At 52.2% G+C, this 18,231-nt stretch carries 18 protein-coding genes; 9 read left to right on the top strand and 9 right to left on the bottom strand.

Annotation, left to right across the window (positions count from 1 at the left end):
- Window positions 1–13 precede the first annotated feature (13 nt).
- The 3 genes from DY231_RS16285 to DY231_RS16275 form a co-directional block, all read right to left on the bottom strand.
- Window positions 14–937, bottom strand: coding sequence for a LysR family transcriptional regulator (locus DY231_RS16285; RefSeq protein ID WP_115629969.1), 924 nt, complete (start codon window positions 935–937; stop codon window positions 14–16).
- Between the two features lie 148 nt (window positions 938–1,085).
- The gene (yohP, locus tag DY231_RS16280) at window positions 1,086–1,169 is read right to left on the bottom strand and encodes a small membrane protein YohP (RefSeq protein WP_072011146.1); all 84 of its coding nucleotides are present in this window, start codon (window positions 1,167–1,169) and stop codon (window positions 1,086–1,088) included.
- Between the two features lie 106 nt (window positions 1,170–1,275).
- Window positions 1,276–2,013 carry a class I SAM-dependent methyltransferase gene (locus DY231_RS16275; RefSeq protein WP_115629967.1) on the bottom strand — a complete coding sequence of 246 codons (738 nt, stop codon included), beginning with the start codon at window positions 2,011–2,013 and terminating at the stop codon, window positions 1,276–1,278.
- Window positions 2,014–2,269: 256 nt separating this feature from the next.
- Here DY231_RS16275 and mdtQ point away from each other — a divergent pair, with 256 nt between their 5' ends.
- Together mdtQ and DY231_RS16265 are read left to right on the top strand one after the other, a co-directional pair.
- Window positions 2,270–3,718, top strand: coding sequence for a multidrug resistance outer membrane protein MdtQ (mdtQ, locus tag DY231_RS16270; RefSeq protein WP_115629965.1), 1,449 nt, complete (start codon window positions 2,270–2,272; stop codon window positions 3,716–3,718).
- 64 nt (window positions 3,719–3,782) lie between these two features.
- Window positions 3,783–4,556 (top strand): SDR family oxidoreductase, encoded by a 774-nt coding sequence (locus DY231_RS16265; protein WP_115629963.1) that lies wholly within the window; start codon window positions 3,783–3,785, stop codon window positions 4,554–4,556.
- Here DY231_RS16265 and DY231_RS16260 read toward each other — a convergent pair.
- Both DY231_RS16260 and DY231_RS16255 read right to left on the bottom strand, forming a co-directional pair.
- On the bottom strand, window positions 4,553–5,122 hold the full coding sequence (locus DY231_RS16260; protein WP_115629961.1) for a DedA family protein: 570 nt from the start codon (window positions 5,120–5,122) through the stop codon (window positions 4,553–4,555). The two genes, DY231_RS16265 and DY231_RS16260, sit on opposite strands and share 4 nt — an antisense overlap.
- A gap of 71 nt (window positions 5,123–5,193) precedes the next feature.
- Complete coding sequence (locus DY231_RS16255; protein WP_115629959.1) at window positions 5,194–6,420, bottom strand: MFS transporter; 1,227 nt, start codon at window positions 6,418–6,420, stop codon at window positions 5,194–5,196.
- Between the two features lie 285 nt (window positions 6,421–6,705).
- Here DY231_RS16255 and DY231_RS16250 point away from each other — a divergent pair, with 285 nt between their 5' ends.
- Window positions 6,706–7,293: a Yip1 family protein gene (locus DY231_RS16250; protein WP_034494197.1), complete on the top strand. Its 588-nt coding sequence runs from the start codon at window positions 6,706–6,708 to the stop codon at window positions 7,291–7,293.
- 132 nt (window positions 7,294–7,425) lie between these two features.
- On the top strand, window positions 7,426–8,376 hold the full coding sequence (pbpG, locus tag DY231_RS16245) for a D-alanyl-D-alanine endopeptidase (RefSeq protein WP_115629957.1): 951 nt from the start codon (window positions 7,426–7,428) through the stop codon (window positions 8,374–8,376).
- Between the two features lie 3 nt (window positions 8,377–8,379).
- On the opposite strand, the gene DY231_RS16240 is transcribed toward pbpG, so the two are convergent.
- Window positions 8,380–8,937 (bottom strand): GNAT family N-acetyltransferase, encoded by a 558-nt coding sequence (locus tag DY231_RS16240; protein WP_115629955.1) that lies wholly within the window; start codon window positions 8,935–8,937, stop codon window positions 8,380–8,382.
- Window positions 8,938–9,126: 189 nt separating this feature from the next.
- A complete protein-coding gene (gene dld / locus DY231_RS16235; protein ID WP_115629953.1) occupies window positions 9,127–10,872 on the bottom strand; it encodes a D-lactate dehydrogenase in 1,746 nt (581 codons plus the stop codon).
- Between the two features lie 193 nt (window positions 10,873–11,065).
- Here dld and bglX point away from each other — a divergent pair, with 193 nt between their 5' ends.
- The 5 genes from bglX (at window position 11,066) to DY231_RS16210 (ending at window position 17,313) form a co-directional block, all read left to right on the top strand.
- Complete coding sequence (gene bglX / locus DY231_RS16230) at window positions 11,066–13,363, top strand: beta-glucosidase BglX (RefSeq protein ID WP_115631869.1); 2,298 nt, start codon at window positions 11,066–11,068, stop codon at window positions 13,361–13,363.
- Between the two features lie 194 nt (window positions 13,364–13,557).
- Complete coding sequence (osmF, locus tag DY231_RS16225) at window positions 13,558–14,469, top strand: glycine betaine ABC transporter substrate-binding protein OsmF (protein ID WP_115629951.1); 912 nt, start codon at window positions 13,558–13,560, stop codon at window positions 14,467–14,469.
- A gap of 30 nt (window positions 14,470–14,499) precedes the next feature.
- Window positions 14,500–15,657 (top strand): ABC transporter permease, encoded by a 1,158-nt coding sequence (locus DY231_RS16220; protein ID WP_115629949.1) that lies wholly within the window; start codon window positions 14,500–14,502, stop codon window positions 15,655–15,657.
- Window positions 15,654–16,598 carry an ABC transporter ATP-binding protein gene (locus tag DY231_RS16215; RefSeq protein WP_115629947.1) on the top strand — a complete coding sequence of 315 codons (945 nt, stop codon included), beginning with the start codon at window positions 15,654–15,656 and terminating at the stop codon, window positions 16,596–16,598. Before DY231_RS16220 ends, DY231_RS16215 begins: the two co-directional genes overlap by 4 nt.
- Window positions 16,582–17,313, top strand: coding sequence for an ABC transporter permease (locus DY231_RS16210; RefSeq protein ID WP_115629945.1), 732 nt, complete (start codon window positions 16,582–16,584; stop codon window positions 17,311–17,313). The genes DY231_RS16215 and DY231_RS16210 overlap by 17 nt, the downstream gene beginning before the upstream one ends.
- Here the strand turns inward: DY231_RS16210 and DY231_RS25425 are convergent.
- On the bottom strand, window positions 17,294–17,401 hold the full coding sequence (locus DY231_RS25425) for a YohO family small membrane protein (protein WP_034494204.1): 108 nt from the start codon (window positions 17,399–17,401) through the stop codon (window positions 17,294–17,296). The two genes, DY231_RS16210 and DY231_RS25425, sit on opposite strands and share 20 nt — an antisense overlap.
- Before the next feature lie 69 nt (window positions 17,402–17,470).
- Entirely contained in the window at window positions 17,471–18,226 is a 756-nt protein-coding gene (locus DY231_RS16205; protein ID WP_115629941.1) for a MerR family transcriptional regulator, read from the bottom strand.
- Window positions 18,227–18,231 lie beyond the last annotated feature (5 nt).

The raw sequence follows: 18,231 nt of genomic DNA, 5'->3' as shown, positions 1-18,231 counted from the left end.
GTTGGGGCGGGGGTTAACCCCGCTCACTCACCATTCGCTTAATAAACCCGCGCACCCACATCAGCGCCGCATCACTGTTATGGCGCTGATGCCACAACAACGCCACTTCAAGCGGCGCTATTTCTAGCGGCACAGGGCTGCTGCACAGTCCCCAGGTTTTCTGCCAATTTTCACACAACCCCTGCGGCACAGTTGCCAGTATCGGCATCATGCTTAATAGTCCCGGCAGCGCGGAAAAGTGCGGGGTGGTGTAGTTAATCTCACGTTTCAAATTTTGCCGGGCTAACACGGTGTCGATATGGCTGCTGGTCGCTTCGCGGTAGCTTACCAAAACATGCTGTTGCGCAGCATAAACCTCCGCAGAAAGCGGGGCGGCGAGTTGCAACTGCGACGGATGCCATAGCGCAGCAAACTCCATCGGCGTCAGAAGTTCGCGTTCCATCCACCGTGCGGATTGGTTTGCCACGCTGATGGCCATATCCAAATCCCCACCTTCCAGACGCTGCGCATCCGTAAAAGGGTCACTGGCGACGACATTCAGGCGCACGCCTGGCGCCTGCGCGCGCAGCGCTGGCAACAGTTGTGGCATCAGCCACATTTCTACCCAGTCAGTCATGCCGATGGTGATTGTCGCTTTTGCTGAAGCGGGGTGAAACTCCGCCTGCTGGAACAATGCGCTTTGCAATTGCTCGAGCAGCGGCATCAATTCGGTATGCAGTTCTGTTGCACGCGCCGTGGGCTGCATACGATGGCCGCTGCGAATAAAGAGCGGGTCATCAAACATTTCACGCAAACGTGCCAGCGAACCGCTGACTGCGGGCTGGCCGAGATGTAGCTTATCCGCCGCCAGAGACACGCTCTGTTCGCGAAATAAAACTGCAAAAGCAATCAACAAGTTGAGGTCGATTTTGCGGAAATCACTTTCTTTGATAGTCATTATTTCTCCAATCAATTGGAGTGATAATAAAGCTTCGCGGTCAGTGTCCGCAAGGTGAACTCGATTTTGACTGGAAATGAATACACAAGAGGAAGCGAGGGGACGACGCTAACAAAGGGGTGCCGCCATTGTGGTGGCACCCGCTGTTTTAGAAAATCATCTTAAACACGCCAGTAACGACCAATAAGCCAATAATAAAGATAATCAAAATTGCCCAAAGAATAATTTTCATCACGACTCCCTATCTTATGGCTAGTGTTTAAACAGTATAGGCAAGGAAGTGCGGGGCGGGGGGAGTTGCCTCCCCATAAACGCAAATTGAGATAAATTGAAGTGAATTAGATTAGAGGCTTACGCGCAGCCAACAGGAAAATCATCGGGCGTTCTTTTTCTTCATCCAGCGCCGGGTTCTGGGCGATTTGTTCAGCGTCTGGCCCCCATTCATCAAGCTTTTCGATAATAAAACCGCTGGCAATAAGTGCGTTTATCCAGCTCGAAAGTTTGCGATGTTGTTTCTTTACGCCATCGGCAAACCAGTTGCTGATACGCACGCCTTCCTGCTGATAATTATTCACCGGCCAGGATTTTTGCCCGCTCTGATCGGTAACCCAACCTTGTTGCAACGGGGCGGTATAAATCGGATGCTCTGCCGAAAACACCAGCATGCCACCGGGAACCAGCGCCTGATAAAGCGTGTTGAAAAGTGCCGGAATATTTTCCAGATAATGCAGCGCCAGCGAGCTGTAAAACAGGTCAACACTTTGCCCTTCCGGCTGTAACTGCTCCAAATCTTCACGGCGATAAACAATGCCTGCGCCCGTCGTCATTTCCTGGGCCTTTTCGAGCATTTTCAATGAGACATCCAGCCCTAAAACCTTCACCGCACCCTGGTCACGTGCGTAGCGGCAAAACCAACCGTAACCGCAGCCTAAGTCCACCACAGTTTTACCTTGTAACGGCGGTAAAAACGTTTGCATGGTTGCCCATTCCGGCGCGCCATCTAGCCCTTTAATGGAGCGGTCGAGAGTGGCGTATCCTTCAAAAAATGCCGGGTTATCATAGATATTTTGTGTCATTGCAACTCCTGTTCGCAAAGCCATGATTGGCGGACGAAGTCTAATAAAGTTAGGAGCAAGGGGAAAGAGTTTGCGGGAAAAGTAGACTAATGTCGTGAATGATTGCCATGGTTATTTATAGGTGAAAAATAATAATATACATAAACTAGTTTCAAATTGTATCCCTTATTAACCTCGTGTGTATTGCCACTGATACCTAAACTTTTGCGTAACGGAATGCGTAACCTGAGCACTTTCTTTTACTCTGTGGTTAATTATGACTTCCTCACGTTTCCCTCTCGCGGCGACTGGCGTCGCGTTAATGCTCGTTTTGTCCGGCTGCGCGCCAATGCACAATGACGATGCACCTCTCGCTCAAAAAACTCCTCCACAACAGTTGGATACCAAACTACCTCCTGAACTGGCGCACGGCTGGCCGGGCAGTGACTGGTGGCGCGATTATCATGACAGCCAGATCACTACGCTGGTCGAACGTTCGCTGAAAGATTCTCCGGATCTGGCCGTCGTGCAGCAGCGCATTAAACTTGCGCAGGCGCAAACGCAAATGCAGGAAGCCAGTGACGGCCCGCAAATGGATTTCTCCGCCAATATCGAGCGTCAGAAAATGTCTCAGGAAGGGGTGATGGGTCCGTTTGCGTTGACTGACCCGGCGGCTGGCACTACCGGCCCGTATTACACCAACGGTACCTTTGGGCTGACGGCAAGCTGGGATCTGGATTTGTGGGGCAAAAATCGCTCGGAAGTGGAAGCGAAAGTAGGCGTCATGAGAGCGAAACAGGCTGAACTTGCCCAGGCCAAACAGGTGATTTCGGCAAACGTCGTGCGCTTGTACTGGGATATGCAAACGCTGCTGGCGTTAAAAGATGTCAAACAGCAAACCCTCGCGGCACAGAAAAATATCGTTGATGTTGAGACAAAACTTTATGCGCAAGGGATCAATTCATCGGTTGATGATGTTGAACCGAATATTGATTACGTGAAAACCCAGCAGCAACTCGATGAGATCGAAGGGCGCATCAATATTGCTAAAGCGCAGCTTGCTGCAATTACCGGCGATGCGCATGCAGCTTCAAATATCCGACGTGTTGAACTGCCGAAGGTGAAATCGAGCGTGCCTGAACATATGGGGTATGAACTGCTGGCTCGCCGCCCGGACCTTCAGGAAGCGCACTGGTATATCGAATCTTCACTGAGCAGTGTTGATGCCGCAAAAGCTGCGTTTTACCCGGATGTGAACCTGGGCGCGTTCCTGCAAAATGATGCGCTGCACCTGAGTGATTTGTTCCGTGGCTCGGCGCAGCAAATGGGCATTATCGGCGGCTTCACGTTGCCAATCTTCGACAGTGGCCGACTGAACGCGAATCTCGATATTGTTCGCGCAGAAAGTAATTTGTCGATTGCCAGCTACAACAAAGCGGTGGTCGGTGCGGTGAATGACGTTGAAAAAGCGGCCAGCCAGTTGAACGCCGTAGCGGCTGAAAACCAGCATCAGAAGACGGTATTGCAAGGCACTCATAAACTCACAACTCTTGCTCAGGCGCGTTATAAAGCAGGTGTGATTTCTGGGGCCAGATTCAGTGCTGCAACCTTGCCGGAGCTGTCAGAACAGGCGAAAGCCATTCAACTCCACGGGCAGTGGCTCAATGCTGACGTGCAGTTAATCTCCGCGCTCGGTGGTGGTTATCATCAATCTGGTAAGGCATAACAGACGCGATTCTCTCGCCACCTCCTATAATTAAAAGCTGATTGAACTTAGCCTGGAGGTGGTGATGAGTACGGCGAATAAAGTGGTTATCGTCACGGCGTCGGATTCCGGTATCGGCAAAAAATGTGCGTTGATACTGGCAGAGCAGGGGTTCGATGTCGGCATCACCTGGCATTCTGATGAACAAGGCGCGCAAGAAACGGCGCGTCAGGTCAGAGGGTCTGGCAGGCGGGCGGAAACGGTTCAACTCGATTTAGCCCATCTGCCAGACGGTGCGGCGGGAATTGACGAGCTGATTGCTCGCTTCGGGCGCGTCGATGCGCTGGTGAATAACGCCGGGGCGATGAGTAAAAATGCGTTTCTTGATGTCACTCTCGAAGAGTGGCGAGAGCTGTTTACTGTGGACGTGGACGGCGCATTTTTATGTTCACAAAAAGTCGCGCGGGCAATGGTTTCGCAGGGGCAAGGTGGGCGGATTGTGAATATTACCTCCGTTCACGAGCACACGCCGCTGCCGGATGCCTGCGCTTATACTGCCGCCAAACATGCACTGGGCGGACTGACTAAATCAATGGCAATGGAACTGGTTCATCACAAGATTCTGGTGAATGCGGTGGCACCAGGCGCTGTCGCCACGCCAATGAATAACATGAGCGAAGGTGACGGAGCCAAAAGCAAAATCCCTGAAATCCCGCTCGGGCGAGCAGGGGAAACGGAAGAAATTGCTAGCCTGGTCGCATGGCTATGTTCAGACAGCGCCAGTTATACCACCGGGCAATCGTTTATCGTGGATGGCGGTTTTATGTTCGCCAACCCTCATTTCAAACCCAAAGGCTAATCTTGCTGTTTGCTCTCGCGGTGTTTAAACCAGTAACGCATCAGCCAGACCACGGCAACCACGCCCAGTAGCCAAATCCAGTGCTTAATATGTTGGTCCAGGTTATGTAGCCATGGGCCAACCACTTCTCCCCCGACATACCCCAGTGTTGTAAACAGCGTTGCCCAAAGAATGGCGCCCAGAATGTTGAGCGGCAGAAATATCTTTGGTGGCAGGCGGCTGGCCCCAATCAAAATGGGGCCAATCACACGAAAACCGTACATAAAGCGCGAGCCAATCACGAACCAATATGGATGGCGGTTGATAAGCCGCTGCGCTTTATTGATTTTCTTTTGATGTTTTTTGAAACGCTCTTTAATTGAGCCGCCGAAGCGGCGGCCAATCAGATACAACAATTGGTCGCCAATCATTCCGCCGAGCGCCACAGACAGCACCACCAGTGGGAATTTCAACAGCCCCTGGTGAGCCACAACGCCGCCTAGCAGCGTCACGGTTTCCCCTTCAGCCATACTGCCGATGATCAGTGCGGCATAACCGTAATGCTCAATCAGATTATTAATATCCACAGTGAATTATGTAACTCCTTGTTGTTGTTCAACAACAGTATAGCGCTTGCTGCTGTATTCCTCCGTATTCGCTATTCACTCCTGAACGCGGCTGACTTTTGTTTTAACCCATGCCCGCTGAACGACAGCACAACAATCAGTGCAAATCCCGCCCCGCTGAACAAATAAAGTGCGTACGCCACGCCAAAATATTGGGCGCTGTAACCTGCTCCAACGGAAACCACCGACGTGACGATCATTTGCCAGCGATAGCTTTTGGCCATGGCTCCGGGAACCAGGTCTTCATCAAATTTTCTCAGGAGGGCATAAATCGCCAGCGAGGCAACGACATTCGAGAATATGTGGGCGGTAAATATCAGCATCAGCGCCGGATATTGTGATGGCATTAAAGGAACCAGCCCGTAACAGGCGATAAAAATGAACAGGCAGCCGAGCATCAGCAGATTGCTGTTGCTGTATTTTTCGAATTTTTCCGGGTTCAGAATCAATGGTCCCACTAATTGCCCAAGACTGCGGGCGAAAAGTAAGGCCAGCGCCAGGCTTTGTGCTTCACGAGCTGAAAATGTTGCTGGAACCAGACTCGGCAACAGCGCCATTGCCGGTGCACCGGCACAGGCCAGCAACGGTAAAAGCAACATCGCTCGTCGTTGTGTGCCGGAAATCGATCGCCAACTGACTTTTGCCCCGGATACGGATACGACAGAGAAACTCTGGCGAAACTGTGACTTAGACAAACTCAGCAATATCAGTGCAACAGCGAAGCTTCCCAGGTCGATGAACAGTAATGTGATAACGCTGATATGCCCCAGCAATATCAGCCCAAGTCCAACGCCAAATATGACATTGCAGGCAAATATTAGCGTTTCGAGTGCGGTCGCAGCCGGAAGCTCTTTCTCGCTCAGCCCCGTTTTAAATATTTTACTGATGGCCGGGAAGGTCATGCCGAGGGTAAACGCGGAAATGCTCTGTGCGACAAAGAATAGCGCCACAGAGCCATTCATCACCGCAATAAAAGGGGCAGCAAGCCCTAAAAGCCCGAGGCATTCACCGGCAATCAGAATTTGAAATGGGTTTCCCTGCCTGCTAAACCGTTCACCGATTTTGCTGCCGATTAAACCGGGTGCGGTGGATAGCACGTAGGCGATAGCCAGCGACGCAGCGGGCACAGAAAGACGAATTAATTCACTGAAAATAACGATATAGGTCAGGCCGTTCCCGATAGAGGACACAATAAAAGACAAGCCGAGTAATTGCAGCCATGGCTTTCCAGCCAGAGCCTGGTGAAGTGCTTTTAACATGATGTTTTCCGTAAAAATCCAATAAGTGTGCGTTTCTCACCGCGGGTGAGAAATAACAAGGTCATCTTGTGACGACAGGCTCATTGGTTACGGCACTACATCGGGAACAATCCTGGAAGGAATTAGTCGGTAGGTTATTTAAATATGACGCTTTTGCCGTTTCGTCAACGTAACGGCATTAAATTCGCTAACACTCTCTCCCTGATTATTTTCAAATGATTAAAAAACAATCAAGCCGCTGTGCATTATACTTGGACTGTGCTCAATCGTTTGTCAGGAGGCGTTATGAGTCATGTCTGGGGATTATTCTCCCATCCGAATCGTGAAATGCAGACCATAAAACGCGAGAACGAAACGGTATCGCATCACTACACTCACCATGTGCTAATCATGGCGGCCATTCCGGTTATCTGTGCATTTATTGGCACAACCCAAATTGGCTGGAACTTTGGTGACGGTACGTTCGTTCAATTGTCGATGTTTACCGGATTCTATTTAGGCGTACTGTTTTATGCACTGATGTTGGCAGGCGTTGCCGTGATGGGGCGCGTTATCTGGTGGATGGCGCGAAATTATCCGCATCGCCCGTCACTGGCTCGCTGCATGGTGTTTGCGGGCTATGTCGCAACCCCGCTGTTTTTAAGTGGCCTTGTGGCACTTTATCCGCTGGTGTGGTTGTGTGTGCTGGTGGGAGCGGCAGCCTTAATTTATACCGGCTATCTGCTGTATGTCGGCGTACCTGAGTTCCTGGGCATCAATAAAGAAGAGGGGATGAGCTTTTCCAGCTCAACGCTCGCCATTGGTGTGCTGGTTCTGGAAGTGTTACTGGCCCTGAGTGTAATTCTCTGGGGTTATGGATATCGACTATTCTGATAATTGTTACGAATCAATGGTGGCAGTTTTCCGGGGCGTCAGCGTATTATGCTGGCGCCTCATCTATTCATACGCGCTGTGAAGAGATTCGAAGGACACATTATTTTTTTGAATAATTACAGAAGTGTCACCATGCCGACAAAAATCCGCCTTTCGTTGCTCAGCCTAGCGCTGATGATTGCCGTACCATTCGCATCTCAGGCCGCGAATAAAGCTTCCGTATCATCGACCGTACAACAGTCTGCCGGGCAGGAAATTGCTTCCGGTAGCGCCATGATTGTCGATTTGCAAACCAATAAAGTTCTCTATTCCAGCCATCCGGATTTGGTCCGTCCCATCGCATCCATTACCAAATTGATGACGGCGATGGTGGTGCTGGATGCCAAATTGCCAATGGATGAAATGCTGAGTGTCGACATCAGCCAGACGCCTGAAATGAAAGGGATTTATTCTCGCGTTCGTCTGAATAGCAAAATCAATCGCAAAGATATGATGCTGCTGGCGTTGATGTCATCGGAAAACCGTGCGGCGGCGAGCCTCGCGCACCATTATCCTGGCGGCTACAACGCATTTATTCGGGCGATGAATGCGAAAGCGAAATCTCTGGGCATGACGCACACACGTTATGTGGAGCCAACGGGGTTATCGATTCAAAACGTTTCTACGGCGCGTGATTTGTCCAAACTGCTGATTGCTTCGAAGCAATACCCGCTGCTTGGCCAGTTGAGCACCACCAAAGAAGATATGGCGACCTTCGCCAATCCGCCGTATACGCTACCATTCCGAAATACCAACCATTTGGTTTACAACAACAAATGGAATATTCAGCTGACCAAAACCGGCTTTACGAACAACGCGGGCCATTGTTTAGTGATGCGCACCATGATTAACAATCGTCCGGTGGCATTAGTGGTGCTGGATGCATTCGGGAAATATACGCACTTTGCGGATGCAAACCGTCTGCGTAATTACCTGGAAAGCGGCAAGGTGACGCCAGTCCCAGGTTCCGCTCTGGCTTATAAAAAGCAAAAAGCGGCGCAAATGGCGAACAATAGTTCGCAAGGCAATGCCCTGGATGACTAAGGGCTAAACAACTGGCGGCGTCCGGTCCCCATCATTGAGCGGACGCTGCATAATCAACGTATCGCGCCACGCCCCAAGCTTATATCCTACACTTCGCAACTGCCCGGCCACTTCAAAACCTAACTGCCTATGCAGACGACATGAACCCGTGTTGTTTTCACCGTCGCCAATAATGGCCACCATTTGTCGCCATGGGCCTTGCTCACAGATAGCGATCAATTGGGTTAATAACTCGCGCCCGACACCTCGCCCGGTCATGCTGGCGTCAATGTAAACGGAATCTTCAAGCGTAAAACGGTACGCCGGACGCGGGCGATAAGCGGTTGCGTAGCTATAACCCACCACAATGCCGCTATGCAAGGCGACCAGCCAGGGAAGTTCCTGGGAGCGAACGGCTTGCAAGCGTTCAGACATTTGAGCCTGCGTGGGCGGCGTTTCTTCAAAAGATCCACGGCCATGTAAAACATGCCATTCATAAATAGCAGTGATGGCCGGGATATCATCAGGCGTTGCATCACGAACCTGCAACCGCGTTATCGGCAATGTTTCGAGCACTGACATTTCTCGCTCCTGTACGCAAAAAACTAAAGTGATCTATTGGTAGGTCGTACAGCAGCGCCATCCGACACAACTGACGCAAAGGGTGGATGACGCTCTCGCCTATCCACCCTATAACACCTGTTTAGGGACCTAATCTAGTACGAAAAGTATGCGAAGAATAGCCCCCGATCTGGTGGTTGACACCCAAACTTAATGGGGATTGTGGTGATGAGTATGGTTACAGGTTTGCTCCTCCCACCATTTATGCTTCGTGGTTTTGCCAATGCCTGGATTCATACTGTTTGTAGGGTCATTTGCCTGATAAAACTGTTTTAAGCTGTCTGGGGCTTCGTATAAATGCCCGACGTTATGTTCCGCCGGATACTGCGCGCCCCGGGTGCGGAGCAGTTCAAGCATCTGCTCCTTCAACGCGTGAACATCCACCCCTTTTTTGACGATGTAATCCTGATGGAATACATGACACATAAAGTGGCCGTAATACAGGCTGTGACTAATCTGGTTGCTGATTTCCGCTGGTAATTGCTCGAACCATTCCTGGTCATTACGACGCAGGGCAATATCGAGCGCCAGAATATCTTCCACTTCATTGGCATGAACGGAGTGATAGCGCACGGCGGCTCCGGCTGCGGCGAAACGGTGTAAAAACGCTTTTGTGCCTTCGGTTGGGGTACAAACGAAAAAGTCCCCTTCGGCCTGCTGGAAATAGCTCTCAAGCCAATTGCGTGCTTCGCTAATACCATCACCAGACATCTTCAACAGCAGATGATGTTCGTACTTACTGCGCCACTCTTTCATGCGTGGTGGCAAATGGCTCGGGCACCAGGCGCTTACGCGCTGTAGCACACGGTCGGTAAAGTGAGGTTTAACAAAGGGGACTTTTTCAAACCAGGCGTCAGTACGGCCTTTCAGTGTGAAAAACAGCGGCATCTTGTCGGTGCCCAGTTTGTCGATCATCATGAAAGTGTCTTTGCCATACACTTCGGCAATATCGTAAATATCGCGGTGCATGTATTCGCCCGCCACCGGCAGGTTTTCAAAATTAGCCAGAATATGCCGGCGGATTTCAGTTAGCACCTCCGGTTGATTGGTGCCGATATAAAAGACTTCATTTTGCTTTTCGGCTACAAACGTATCGAGGCGTACCGCAAAAACGGCCAGTTTCCCGGCGCAGCCTGAGGCTTCGAACAGGCGGCTTGGGTCGGCGTTAAAGCGTGATGGCGTGTCGGCATCCACATCGCGCACGCGTTCGGCGTAATCTTTATCGGACGCCTGGCGCTGGTCATGCAGCACGTTTTCAGGCTTCACGCGTTCATCATCGAGCTTCCCGAGAATCTGCTCCGGCGTGACACCCAGATCAATCCCCAGATGGTTCACCAGCGTTAACTTGCCTTGCTCATCAATGCGCGCATACAGCGCCATCTCGGTATACGCCGGGCCACGTTTCACCAGCGAGCCGCCGGAGTTATTACAAATCCCGCCGATCACCGACGCGCCAATGCACGACGAACCAATCACCGAATGGGGTTCACGTCCCAGTGGTTTCAGCGCTTTTTCCAGTTGATACAACGTGCTGCCAGGGAAGGCCAGCACCTGCTTGCCGCCATCCAGCAGCTGCAATTTATCCAGACGCAGGGTGCTGATAATGACAATTTCACGGTCATAATCGTTGCCGTTCGGCGTCGAACCTTCGGTCAGTCCGGTATTGGCCGCCTGCATCAAAATGATTTTGTCGGTGCTGACGCAGACGCTCAGTACGCGCCATAACTCAAGCAGCGTGCCGGGGAAAACCACGGCTAACGCGTTGCCCTGGCCGGAGCGGAAACCTTTACGATAGCGCGCGGTTTTAGCCGCATCCGTTAACACATGCTGGCTGCCCACCAGACGGTTCAGTTCGTTTATAAATGTTTGTTTTTGGGATGGGGTAGGGTTAGGCATTTATCCGCTCCTTGGGAAAATATTGACGACTACAAGCATAGCTCGCAAATCGATAATGAATCTTCTTAAACGTTCGGAAAATCAGCATATAACACCGGGGCGACTCTTCTTACCGCTTTAACCTTGTGGCACACTGCACGTCTTATCACTTCGTGCTGCCCACCGCGGCGGCCTGAGCAAGAGAGTAATGTCGATGAAATGGCTCTGTTCTGTAAGTATCGCAGTTAGCCTTGCGCTGCAACCTGCGCTGGCGAACGAAATGTTTGGCCCGCACCCGCTAACGCCAGAAGCGCGTGACGCGTTTGTCACTGATTTGCTGAAGAAAATGACCACCGATGAGAAAATCGGCCAGTTGCGTTTAATCAGTGTCGGTCCGGATAACCCGAAAGAAGCCATTCGCGAGATGATTAAAGACGGGCAGGTGGGCGCGATTTTTAATACCGTCACCCGCCACGACATTCGTACTATGCAAGATCAGGTGATGAGCCTTAACCGCCTGAAAATCCCATTATTCTTTGCTTATGACGTGGTTCATGGTCAACGTACCGTGTTCCCAATCAGCCTCGGTTTAGCCTCTTCATTCAACCTCGATGCGGTGAAAACCGTAGGGCGCGTTTCGGCTTATGAAGCCGCAGACGATGGCCTGAACATGACCTGGGCACCGATGGTCGATGTCTCGCGTGACCCGCGCTGGGGCCGAGTTTCCGAAGGCTTTGGTGAAGATACCTATCTGACTTCAATTATGGGGCGCACCATGGTTGAAGCGATGCAGGGCAAAAGCCCGGCAGATCGCTATTCCGTGATGACCAGCGTGAAACACTTCGCGGCCTATGGCGCAGTCGAAGGCGGCAAAGAGTACAACACCGTTGATATGAGCCCGCAGCGGTTGTTCAACGACTACATGCCGCCGTACAAAGCCGCTCTGGATGCGGGCAGCGGTGGCGTGATGGTGGCGCTGAACTCGCTGAACGGTACACCTGCTTCTTCTGATTCATGGCTGTTGAAAGATCTGCTGCGCGATGAATGGAAATTTAAAGGCATCACGATTTCCGATCACGGTGCCATTAAAGAGCTGATCAAGCATGGTGTGGCAAGTGACCCGAAAGATGCGGTGCGTATCGCGCTCAACTCCGGCATCAACATGAGTATGAGCGACGAGTATTACAGCAAATACTTGCCGGAACTGGTGAAAAGCGGTGCAGTGCCGATGGCGGAATTGGATGATGCAACCCGCCACGTACTGAACGTGAAATACGATATGGGCCTGTTTAACGATCCATACAGCCACTTAGGCCCGAAAGAATCAGACCCGGAAGACACCAACGCCGAAAGCCGTCTGCATCGTAAAGAAGCGCGTGAAGTTGCGCGTGAAAGCATGGTTCTGCTGAAAAACCGTCTGCAAACATTGCCGCTGAAAAAATCCGGCACCATTGCCGTGGTTGGCCCGCTGGCTGACAGCAAACGCGACATGATGGGGAGTTGGTCTGCCGCAGGGGTTGCCGACCAGACTGTTACCGTATTGCAGGGTATTAAAACCGCGGTGGGTGACAACGCTAAAATCGTGGTCGCCAAAGGCGCTAACGTCACCGACGATAAAGGCATTGTTGAATTCCTCAACCAGTACGAACCTGCGGTTTCCGTGGATAAACGTTCTGCGAAAGAGATGATCGACGAAGCGGTTAACACTGCAAAATCTGCCGATGTGGTTGTGGCGGTGGTGGGCGAAGCGCAAGGCATGGCGCACGAGGCATCAAGCCGTACCGACCTGGTTCTGCCGCAGAGCCAGCGCGATCTAATCAGCGCGTTAAAAGCCACCGGTAAACCGTTGGTGTTGGTATTAATGAACGGTCGTCCGCTGGCGTTGGTGAAAGAAAACCAACAGGCCGACGCGCTGCTGGAAGCCTGGTATAGCGGGACTGAAGGCGGTAACGCGGTGGCCGATATCCTGTTTGGCGATTACAACCCGTCAGGCAAGCTGCCGATGTCCTTCCCGCGCTCTGTGGGCCAGATCCCGACGTACTACAGCCACCTGAACACCGGTCGCCCGTACAATCCGGAAAAACCGAACAAATATACCTCGCACTACTTTGATGAAGCTAACGGCCCGCTGTTCCCATTCGGTTACGGCCTGAGCTACACCACGTTCACCGTTTCTGATGTGAAAATGTCGGCACCTTCCATGAAAGCGGATGGCAAAGTAGAAGCCTCTGTTGAAGTGAAAAACACCGGCGACCGCGCAGGCGAAACCGTGGTGCAGATGTATTTGCAGGATGTAACAGCTTCTATGAGTCGCCCGGTTAAAGAACTGAAAGGCTTTAAGAAAGTGACGCTGAAGCCTGGCGAAACCCAGACCGTGAGCTTCCCGATTGACGTTGAAGCGCTGAAATTCTGGAACGCACAGATGAAGCACGTCGCTGAACCTGGCAAGTTTAACGTGTTCATCGGGCTGGATTCTGCGCGCGTTAAGCAGGGTGAGTTTGAATTGAAGTAATGGTGGTGTCGGATGACGCTTCGCTTATCCGACCTACAAACTGCGTCCACGCTCCTGGCGCAACTCCAAATCAAGAGCCGGTTTTCCGGCTCTTTTCTTATTCTTCCCCGTTTCGCCCAGCCAACCTTAAAATTCTCAGCTAAACTTTTGCGACTCCATGATTTTTAAGCAAAGAAAAACAGTGAGGAAGCACGATGAACTTAGCAGCGCGTTGGAGCATGGCAGGTTTAGCATTGTTAGCCGCAGGGGCGCAGGCCGCAGAGCCAGTCAAAGTCGGCTCTAAGATTGATACCGAGGGGTCGTTGCTCGGTAATATCATTTTGCAGGTACTGGAGAGCCACGGTGTTAAAACCGTCAATAAAGTGCAACTTGGAACCACTCCCGTTGTGCGTGGAGCGATAACCGCAGGCGAGCTGGATATTTACCCGGAATACACCGGTAACGGTGCGTTTTTCTTCAAAGATGAAAAAGATGCAGCGTGGAAAAATGCGCAGCAGGGCTACGAGAAAGTCAAAAAACTCGATGCCGAAAAAAATCACCTGGTGTGGCTAACACCCGCGCCCGCAAACAATACCTGGACCATTGCGGTGCGCAAAGATTTGGCTGAAAAAAACAAACTCACCTCGCTTGACGATCTCAGCGCGTATCTGAAAAAAGGCGGCGAATTCAAACTGGCGGCTTCCGCTGAATTTATCGAACGCTCCGATGCGCTTCCTGCCTTTGAAAAAGCCTACGGATTTAAACTCGAACAGCCGCAATTATTGTCGCTGGCAGGGGGTGATACGGCTGTCACCATTAAAGCGGCGGCACAGCAAACGTCTGGCGTGAACGCAGCAATGGCCTATGGAACGGATGGCCCGGTTGCGGCACTCGGTTTGCAAACTCTGAGCGATCCGAAAGGCGTACAGCCAATCTACGCGCCAACACCTGTCGTGCGTGAAGCGGTGCTAAAAGCCTACCCGGAATTGGACGCCTGGCTAAAACCTGTGTTTGCATCTCTGGATGAAAAAACGTTACAACAGCTTAACGCCAGTATCGCGGTGGAGGGGTTAGATGCCAAAAAAGTGGCGGCTGACTACCTGAAACAAAAAGGCTTCGTAAAATAGCTTTTTGTGGGATAAATCAAGGACGTACGTTTGCTCAAAATTCATAATCGCGTCCTGCTACTGCTGGTTTTTTTGCTGGTAGTGGCGGGCGCAGTATTACCGTTTATCAACTTTGCGCCCAACCGCCTGGTTTCCGGGGAGCCTATCGCGCTCAGCCAACTCCCGGCGCAAACCTGGTTGCTGTTCTGTGTCCCAGTATTCGTTCTGGCAATCCTCGCGCTGACACCATGTCGGCCACTCCCATTATTGCTGACTCTCATGGTCGGCGAGTTCCTGTTCATCGCCATTTTGTGGCGGCTTGGACAAACGGCGACGCACTTTGCTCAGCAAGGCAGTACGCTTGCGCGGACATCACCCGGTAGCGGACTGTGGATGTCGTTAACGCTGTGCTTGCTGCTGTGTGCTGATGCTATCAACCGCCTGTCGGCAAAAGCGCTGTGGCGATTGCTGCTTAATCTGCAAATCTGGATTGTGCCTCTTGGTCTGTTACTCAGCGGGTACTTTGCCGATCTTTCCTTGCTAAAAGAGTATGCCAATCGGCAGGAAGTTTTTGACGATGCCTTATTGCGCCACCTGGCTTTGCTGGTCGGAACGTTGTTGCCCGCATTACTGATTGGCGTGCCGTTAGGTGTGTTTTGTTATACCCGTCCGGCCTGGCAATCCTCGGTGTTTTCGGTGCTCAACGTCATTCAAACCGTGCCGTCGGTAGCCTTATTTGGTTTGTTGATTGCGCCCCTGGCGGGGTTAGTCAAACTGGCGCCATGGTTGGCTTCGCTCGGCGTGAGTGGGATTGGCATCGCTCCGGCGTTAATCGCCCTGGTGTTGTACGCGCTGTTGCCCCTGGTGCGTGGCGTGGTCGCCGGATTGCAGCAAGTCCCGCGCAATATTATTGAAAGTGCCGAAGGCATGGGCATGTCGCGCTGGCAGATATTCTGGCAGGCGGAAGTGCCACTGGCGCTGCCGGTTTTGTTGCGAAGCCTGCGCGTCGTCTGTGTGCAAACCATCGGTATGACGGTGATTGCTGCGCTGATTGGGGCCGGTGGTTTCGGGGCCATCATTTTCCAGGGGCTGCTCAGTAGCGCGCTGGATTTAGTGTTGCTCGGCGTGATTCCGGTTATTGCATTGGCGGTTATTTTTGACGCACTTTTTAAACTGTTTATCTCATTGCTTGAGGAAAAACAGCCATGATTGAATTTGAAAATGTCAGCAAGTTTTTCCAGGGCGAGGCGGCGGTCAGTGATTTGTCGCTGAACATCAAAGAAGGGCAGTTCACGGTGCTGATTGGCACTTCCGGCTCGGGCAAGTCCACCACGCTGAAAATGATTAACCGCCTGGTGGAGCATGATACCGGGCGCATCCGCTTTGCGGGAGAAGAAATCCGTAATTTTGATGCGAAAACGCTGCGCCGCCGTATGGGGTATGCGATTCAATCTATTGGCCTGTTCCCGCACTGGAATGTGGCACAGAACATTGCCACCGTGCCGCAATTGCTGAAGTGGCCAAAAGCGCGAATCAACGCGCGTATCGACGAATTGCTGGACTTACTCGGCCTTGAAGCCGCGCAGTTTCGTGACCGTTATCCGCATCAGCTTTCTGGTGGGCAACAGCAGCGCGTCGGCGTGGCACGGGCGCTGGCGGCTGACCCGGAAGTGCTGCTGATGGACGAGCCATTCGGCGCGCTCGATCCCGTCACCCGTGGGGCGCTACAGCAGGAAATTATCCGTATTCACCAGTTGCTCGGGCGCACCATTGTGCTGGTCACGCACGATATCGACGAAGCCCTGACGCTTGCCGACCGTATTGTGCTGATGGACAACGGGCAGGTGATTCAACAAGGTACGCCGTTGGAACTGTTAACCCGCCCGGCGACGGATTTTGTGCGTGATTTCTTCGGGCGCAGCGAGCTGGGCGTGCGTCTGCTTTCGCTGCGCCATGTTGCCGACCGGGTGCGAACTCATGAGCGAATAGAAGGTGAGCCGATAAGCGAATCCGTCACGTTACGTGAAGCGCTGTCGTTGTTTGTTCATCGCCAGTGCCAGCAGTTACCGGTGGTGAATCAGCATGGCGAACCCTGCGGTGTACTGCATTTTAGTGATTTGGTTGAGGGTGAAAATGCGCCTGCTACGTGATCCCTTATTGTGGCTGATTGCGGTATTCATCGCATTATTAGCGGTGATGCCGTACAGCAGCACGTTGTTCAGCTGGCTGTTTCCAGAACTGGAAAGGCCGGTTTATCTGCAAGACAGTTTTATGGCGCTGGCATTTAAACATTTGATGCTGGTCGGCGTTTCCAGCGTGGTGGCGATTGTGATTGGCGTCGGGTTGGGCGTTGCAGTAACGCGCCCGGCGGGGCTGGAATTTCGTTCACTGGTTGAAACCATAACCGCTGCCGGGCAAACCTTCCCGCCGGTGGCGGTGCTGGCGATTGCCGTTCCGGTGATGGGTTTTGGCCAACAGCCTGCCATTATCGCGCTCGTGCTTTACGGTTTGTTGCCCATTTTACAAGGGACGTTGGCAGGAATGGGCGCGGTGCCGGAAGCGACAAAAGAGATTGCGATGGGGGCCGGAATGAGCCGGTGGCAAATGCTCAGAAAAGTGGAGTTGCCGCTGGCGGCACCGTTGATTCTGGCGGGTATCCGCACATCGGTGATTATTAATATTGGTACTGCGGCGATTGCTTCAACCGTGGGTGCCAGCACTTTAGGCTCACCGATAATCATTGGCCTGAGCGGTTTTAACACCGCATACGTGATTCAGGGCGCTTTGCTGGTTGCGCTGGCGGCAATTGTTGTCGACCGCCTGTTTGAGCGCGTTTTACGTCACATCACGCGCCATGCAGAATAACGATATAACCTACCAGCATCACGCCGCCAATTCCGCCGATAGCCATGACCAGCATGCCGCCCACGAGGGCAATTTTACTCAGTTTCATCTTCGCTCCTTATATTGCGGGGGAGATTATAAGATGAAGCCGGCTTGTTAATGAACCTTTAAATTTATCTTATGCGTGCTCGGTCGAATGGCCGTTGCTCATCAGCGGGAAAATTTGCAGGCCCGCGCAGCGCCAAAGTTCCAGTTGGTCGAGCTGGTGAGGGGTGGGCGTATCGCCACACCATACCAATAATGTCTGTTGGGCGAAGATCTCAGGGCGAAGCTGATGCAGCGGGTGCGCCAGCACATCAATCCGCCAGCCTTGTTGGATTGCCATCCATGCCGCCATCCACAAACGCGTGGTATCTGGCGTGTCCCAGCCCACCAACAACGCATCTTTACCGCTCCGTTTACGGGCCGATGACAGGCATAACGCGATGTAATTAATCAGCGCGCCGTCCAGCAGGCTTAACAGGGTATTGAGGGTGACTTGTTGGCATTGAAGGCGACGACGCAGAGGGGTGTAGAGTTGTTGAACAAGCGTTTCAGCCGGATAATCACGGCCCACATCCGCAATCCAGGCGCGAAGACGAGAAGGGTTGCCGCTTTGCAAATGGTGAAGTAACAGTTCCTGGCGTTCTCGCCAGCCACTTTCCATATCCTGAAGTTCGCCGCTCAGAAGGGCTTTCACCTTGCTGACCTGAACCCCATTTTCAATCCAGTGTTTGATTTCACGGATGCGTTCGATGTCGGCATCATCAAACAGCCGATGGCCGCCATCCGTTCGCTGCGGTTTCAGTAGCCCGTAACGCCGTTGCCAGGCACGCAACGTTACGGGGTTGATATCACAAAGCACAGCCACTTCACCAATGGTAAAAAGTGCCATGTTAT

It is taken from the genome of Buttiauxella agrestis (genome assembly GCF_900446255.1).
In the GTDB taxonomy this organism is placed as follows: domain Bacteria; phylum Pseudomonadota; class Gammaproteobacteria; order Enterobacterales; family Enterobacteriaceae; genus Buttiauxella; species Buttiauxella agrestis.
The sequence above is the reverse complement of the archived record's forward strand: the minus strand, read 5'-3'. Positions and strand labels throughout refer to the sequence as shown.

What these genes read in the sequence shown, in the direction of transcription:
- DY231_RS16285 (WP_115629969.1), bottom strand. Translation starts at nt 937, where the DNA reads ATGACTATCAAAGAAAGTGATTTCCGCAAAATCGACCTCAACTTGTTG.
- yohP (WP_072011146.1), bottom strand. Translation starts at nt 1,169, where the DNA reads ATGAAAATTATTCTTTGGGCAATTTTGATTATCTTTATTATTGGCTTA.
- DY231_RS16275 (WP_115629967.1), bottom strand. Translation starts at nt 2,013, where the DNA reads ATGACACAAAATATCTATGATAACCCGGCATTTTTTGAAGGATACGCC.
- mdtQ (WP_115629965.1), top strand. Translation starts at nt 2,270, where the DNA reads ATGACTTCCTCACGTTTCCCTCTCGCGGCGACTGGCGTCGCGTTAATG.
- DY231_RS16265 (WP_115629963.1), top strand. Translation starts at nt 3,783, where the DNA reads ATGAGTACGGCGAATAAAGTGGTTATCGTCACGGCGTCGGATTCCGGT.
- DY231_RS16255 (WP_115629959.1), bottom strand. Translation starts at nt 6,420, where the DNA reads ATGTTAAAAGCACTTCACCAGGCTCTGGCTGGAAAGCCATGGCTGCAA.
- DY231_RS16250 (WP_034494197.1), top strand. Translation starts at nt 6,706, where the DNA reads ATGAGTCATGTCTGGGGATTATTCTCCCATCCGAATCGTGAAATGCAG.
- pbpG (WP_115629957.1), top strand. Translation starts at nt 7,426, where the DNA reads ATGCCGACAAAAATCCGCCTTTCGTTGCTCAGCCTAGCGCTGATGATT.
- DY231_RS16240 (WP_115629955.1), bottom strand. Translation starts at nt 8,937, where the DNA reads ATGTCAGTGCTCGAAACATTGCCGATAACGCGGTTGCAGGTTCGTGAT.
- dld (WP_115629953.1), bottom strand. Translation starts at nt 10,872, where the DNA reads ATGCCTAACCCTACCCCATCCCAAAAACAAACATTTATAAACGAACTG.
- bglX (WP_115631869.1), top strand. Translation starts at nt 11,066, where the DNA reads ATGAAATGGCTCTGTTCTGTAAGTATCGCAGTTAGCCTTGCGCTGCAA.
- osmF (WP_115629951.1), top strand. Translation starts at nt 13,558, where the DNA reads ATGAACTTAGCAGCGCGTTGGAGCATGGCAGGTTTAGCATTGTTAGCC.
- DY231_RS16215 (WP_115629947.1), top strand. Translation starts at nt 15,654, where the DNA reads ATGATTGAATTTGAAAATGTCAGCAAGTTTTTCCAGGGCGAGGCGGCG.
- DY231_RS16210 (WP_115629945.1), top strand. Translation starts at nt 16,582, where the DNA reads ATGCGCCTGCTACGTGATCCCTTATTGTGGCTGATTGCGGTATTCATC.
- DY231_RS25425 (WP_034494204.1), bottom strand. Translation starts at nt 17,401, where the DNA reads ATGAAACTGAGTAAAATTGCCCTCGTGGGCGGCATGCTGGTCATGGCT.
- DY231_RS16205 (WP_115629941.1), bottom strand. Translation starts at nt 18,226, where the DNA reads ATGGCACTTTTTACCATTGGTGAAGTGGCTGTGCTTTGTGATATCAAC.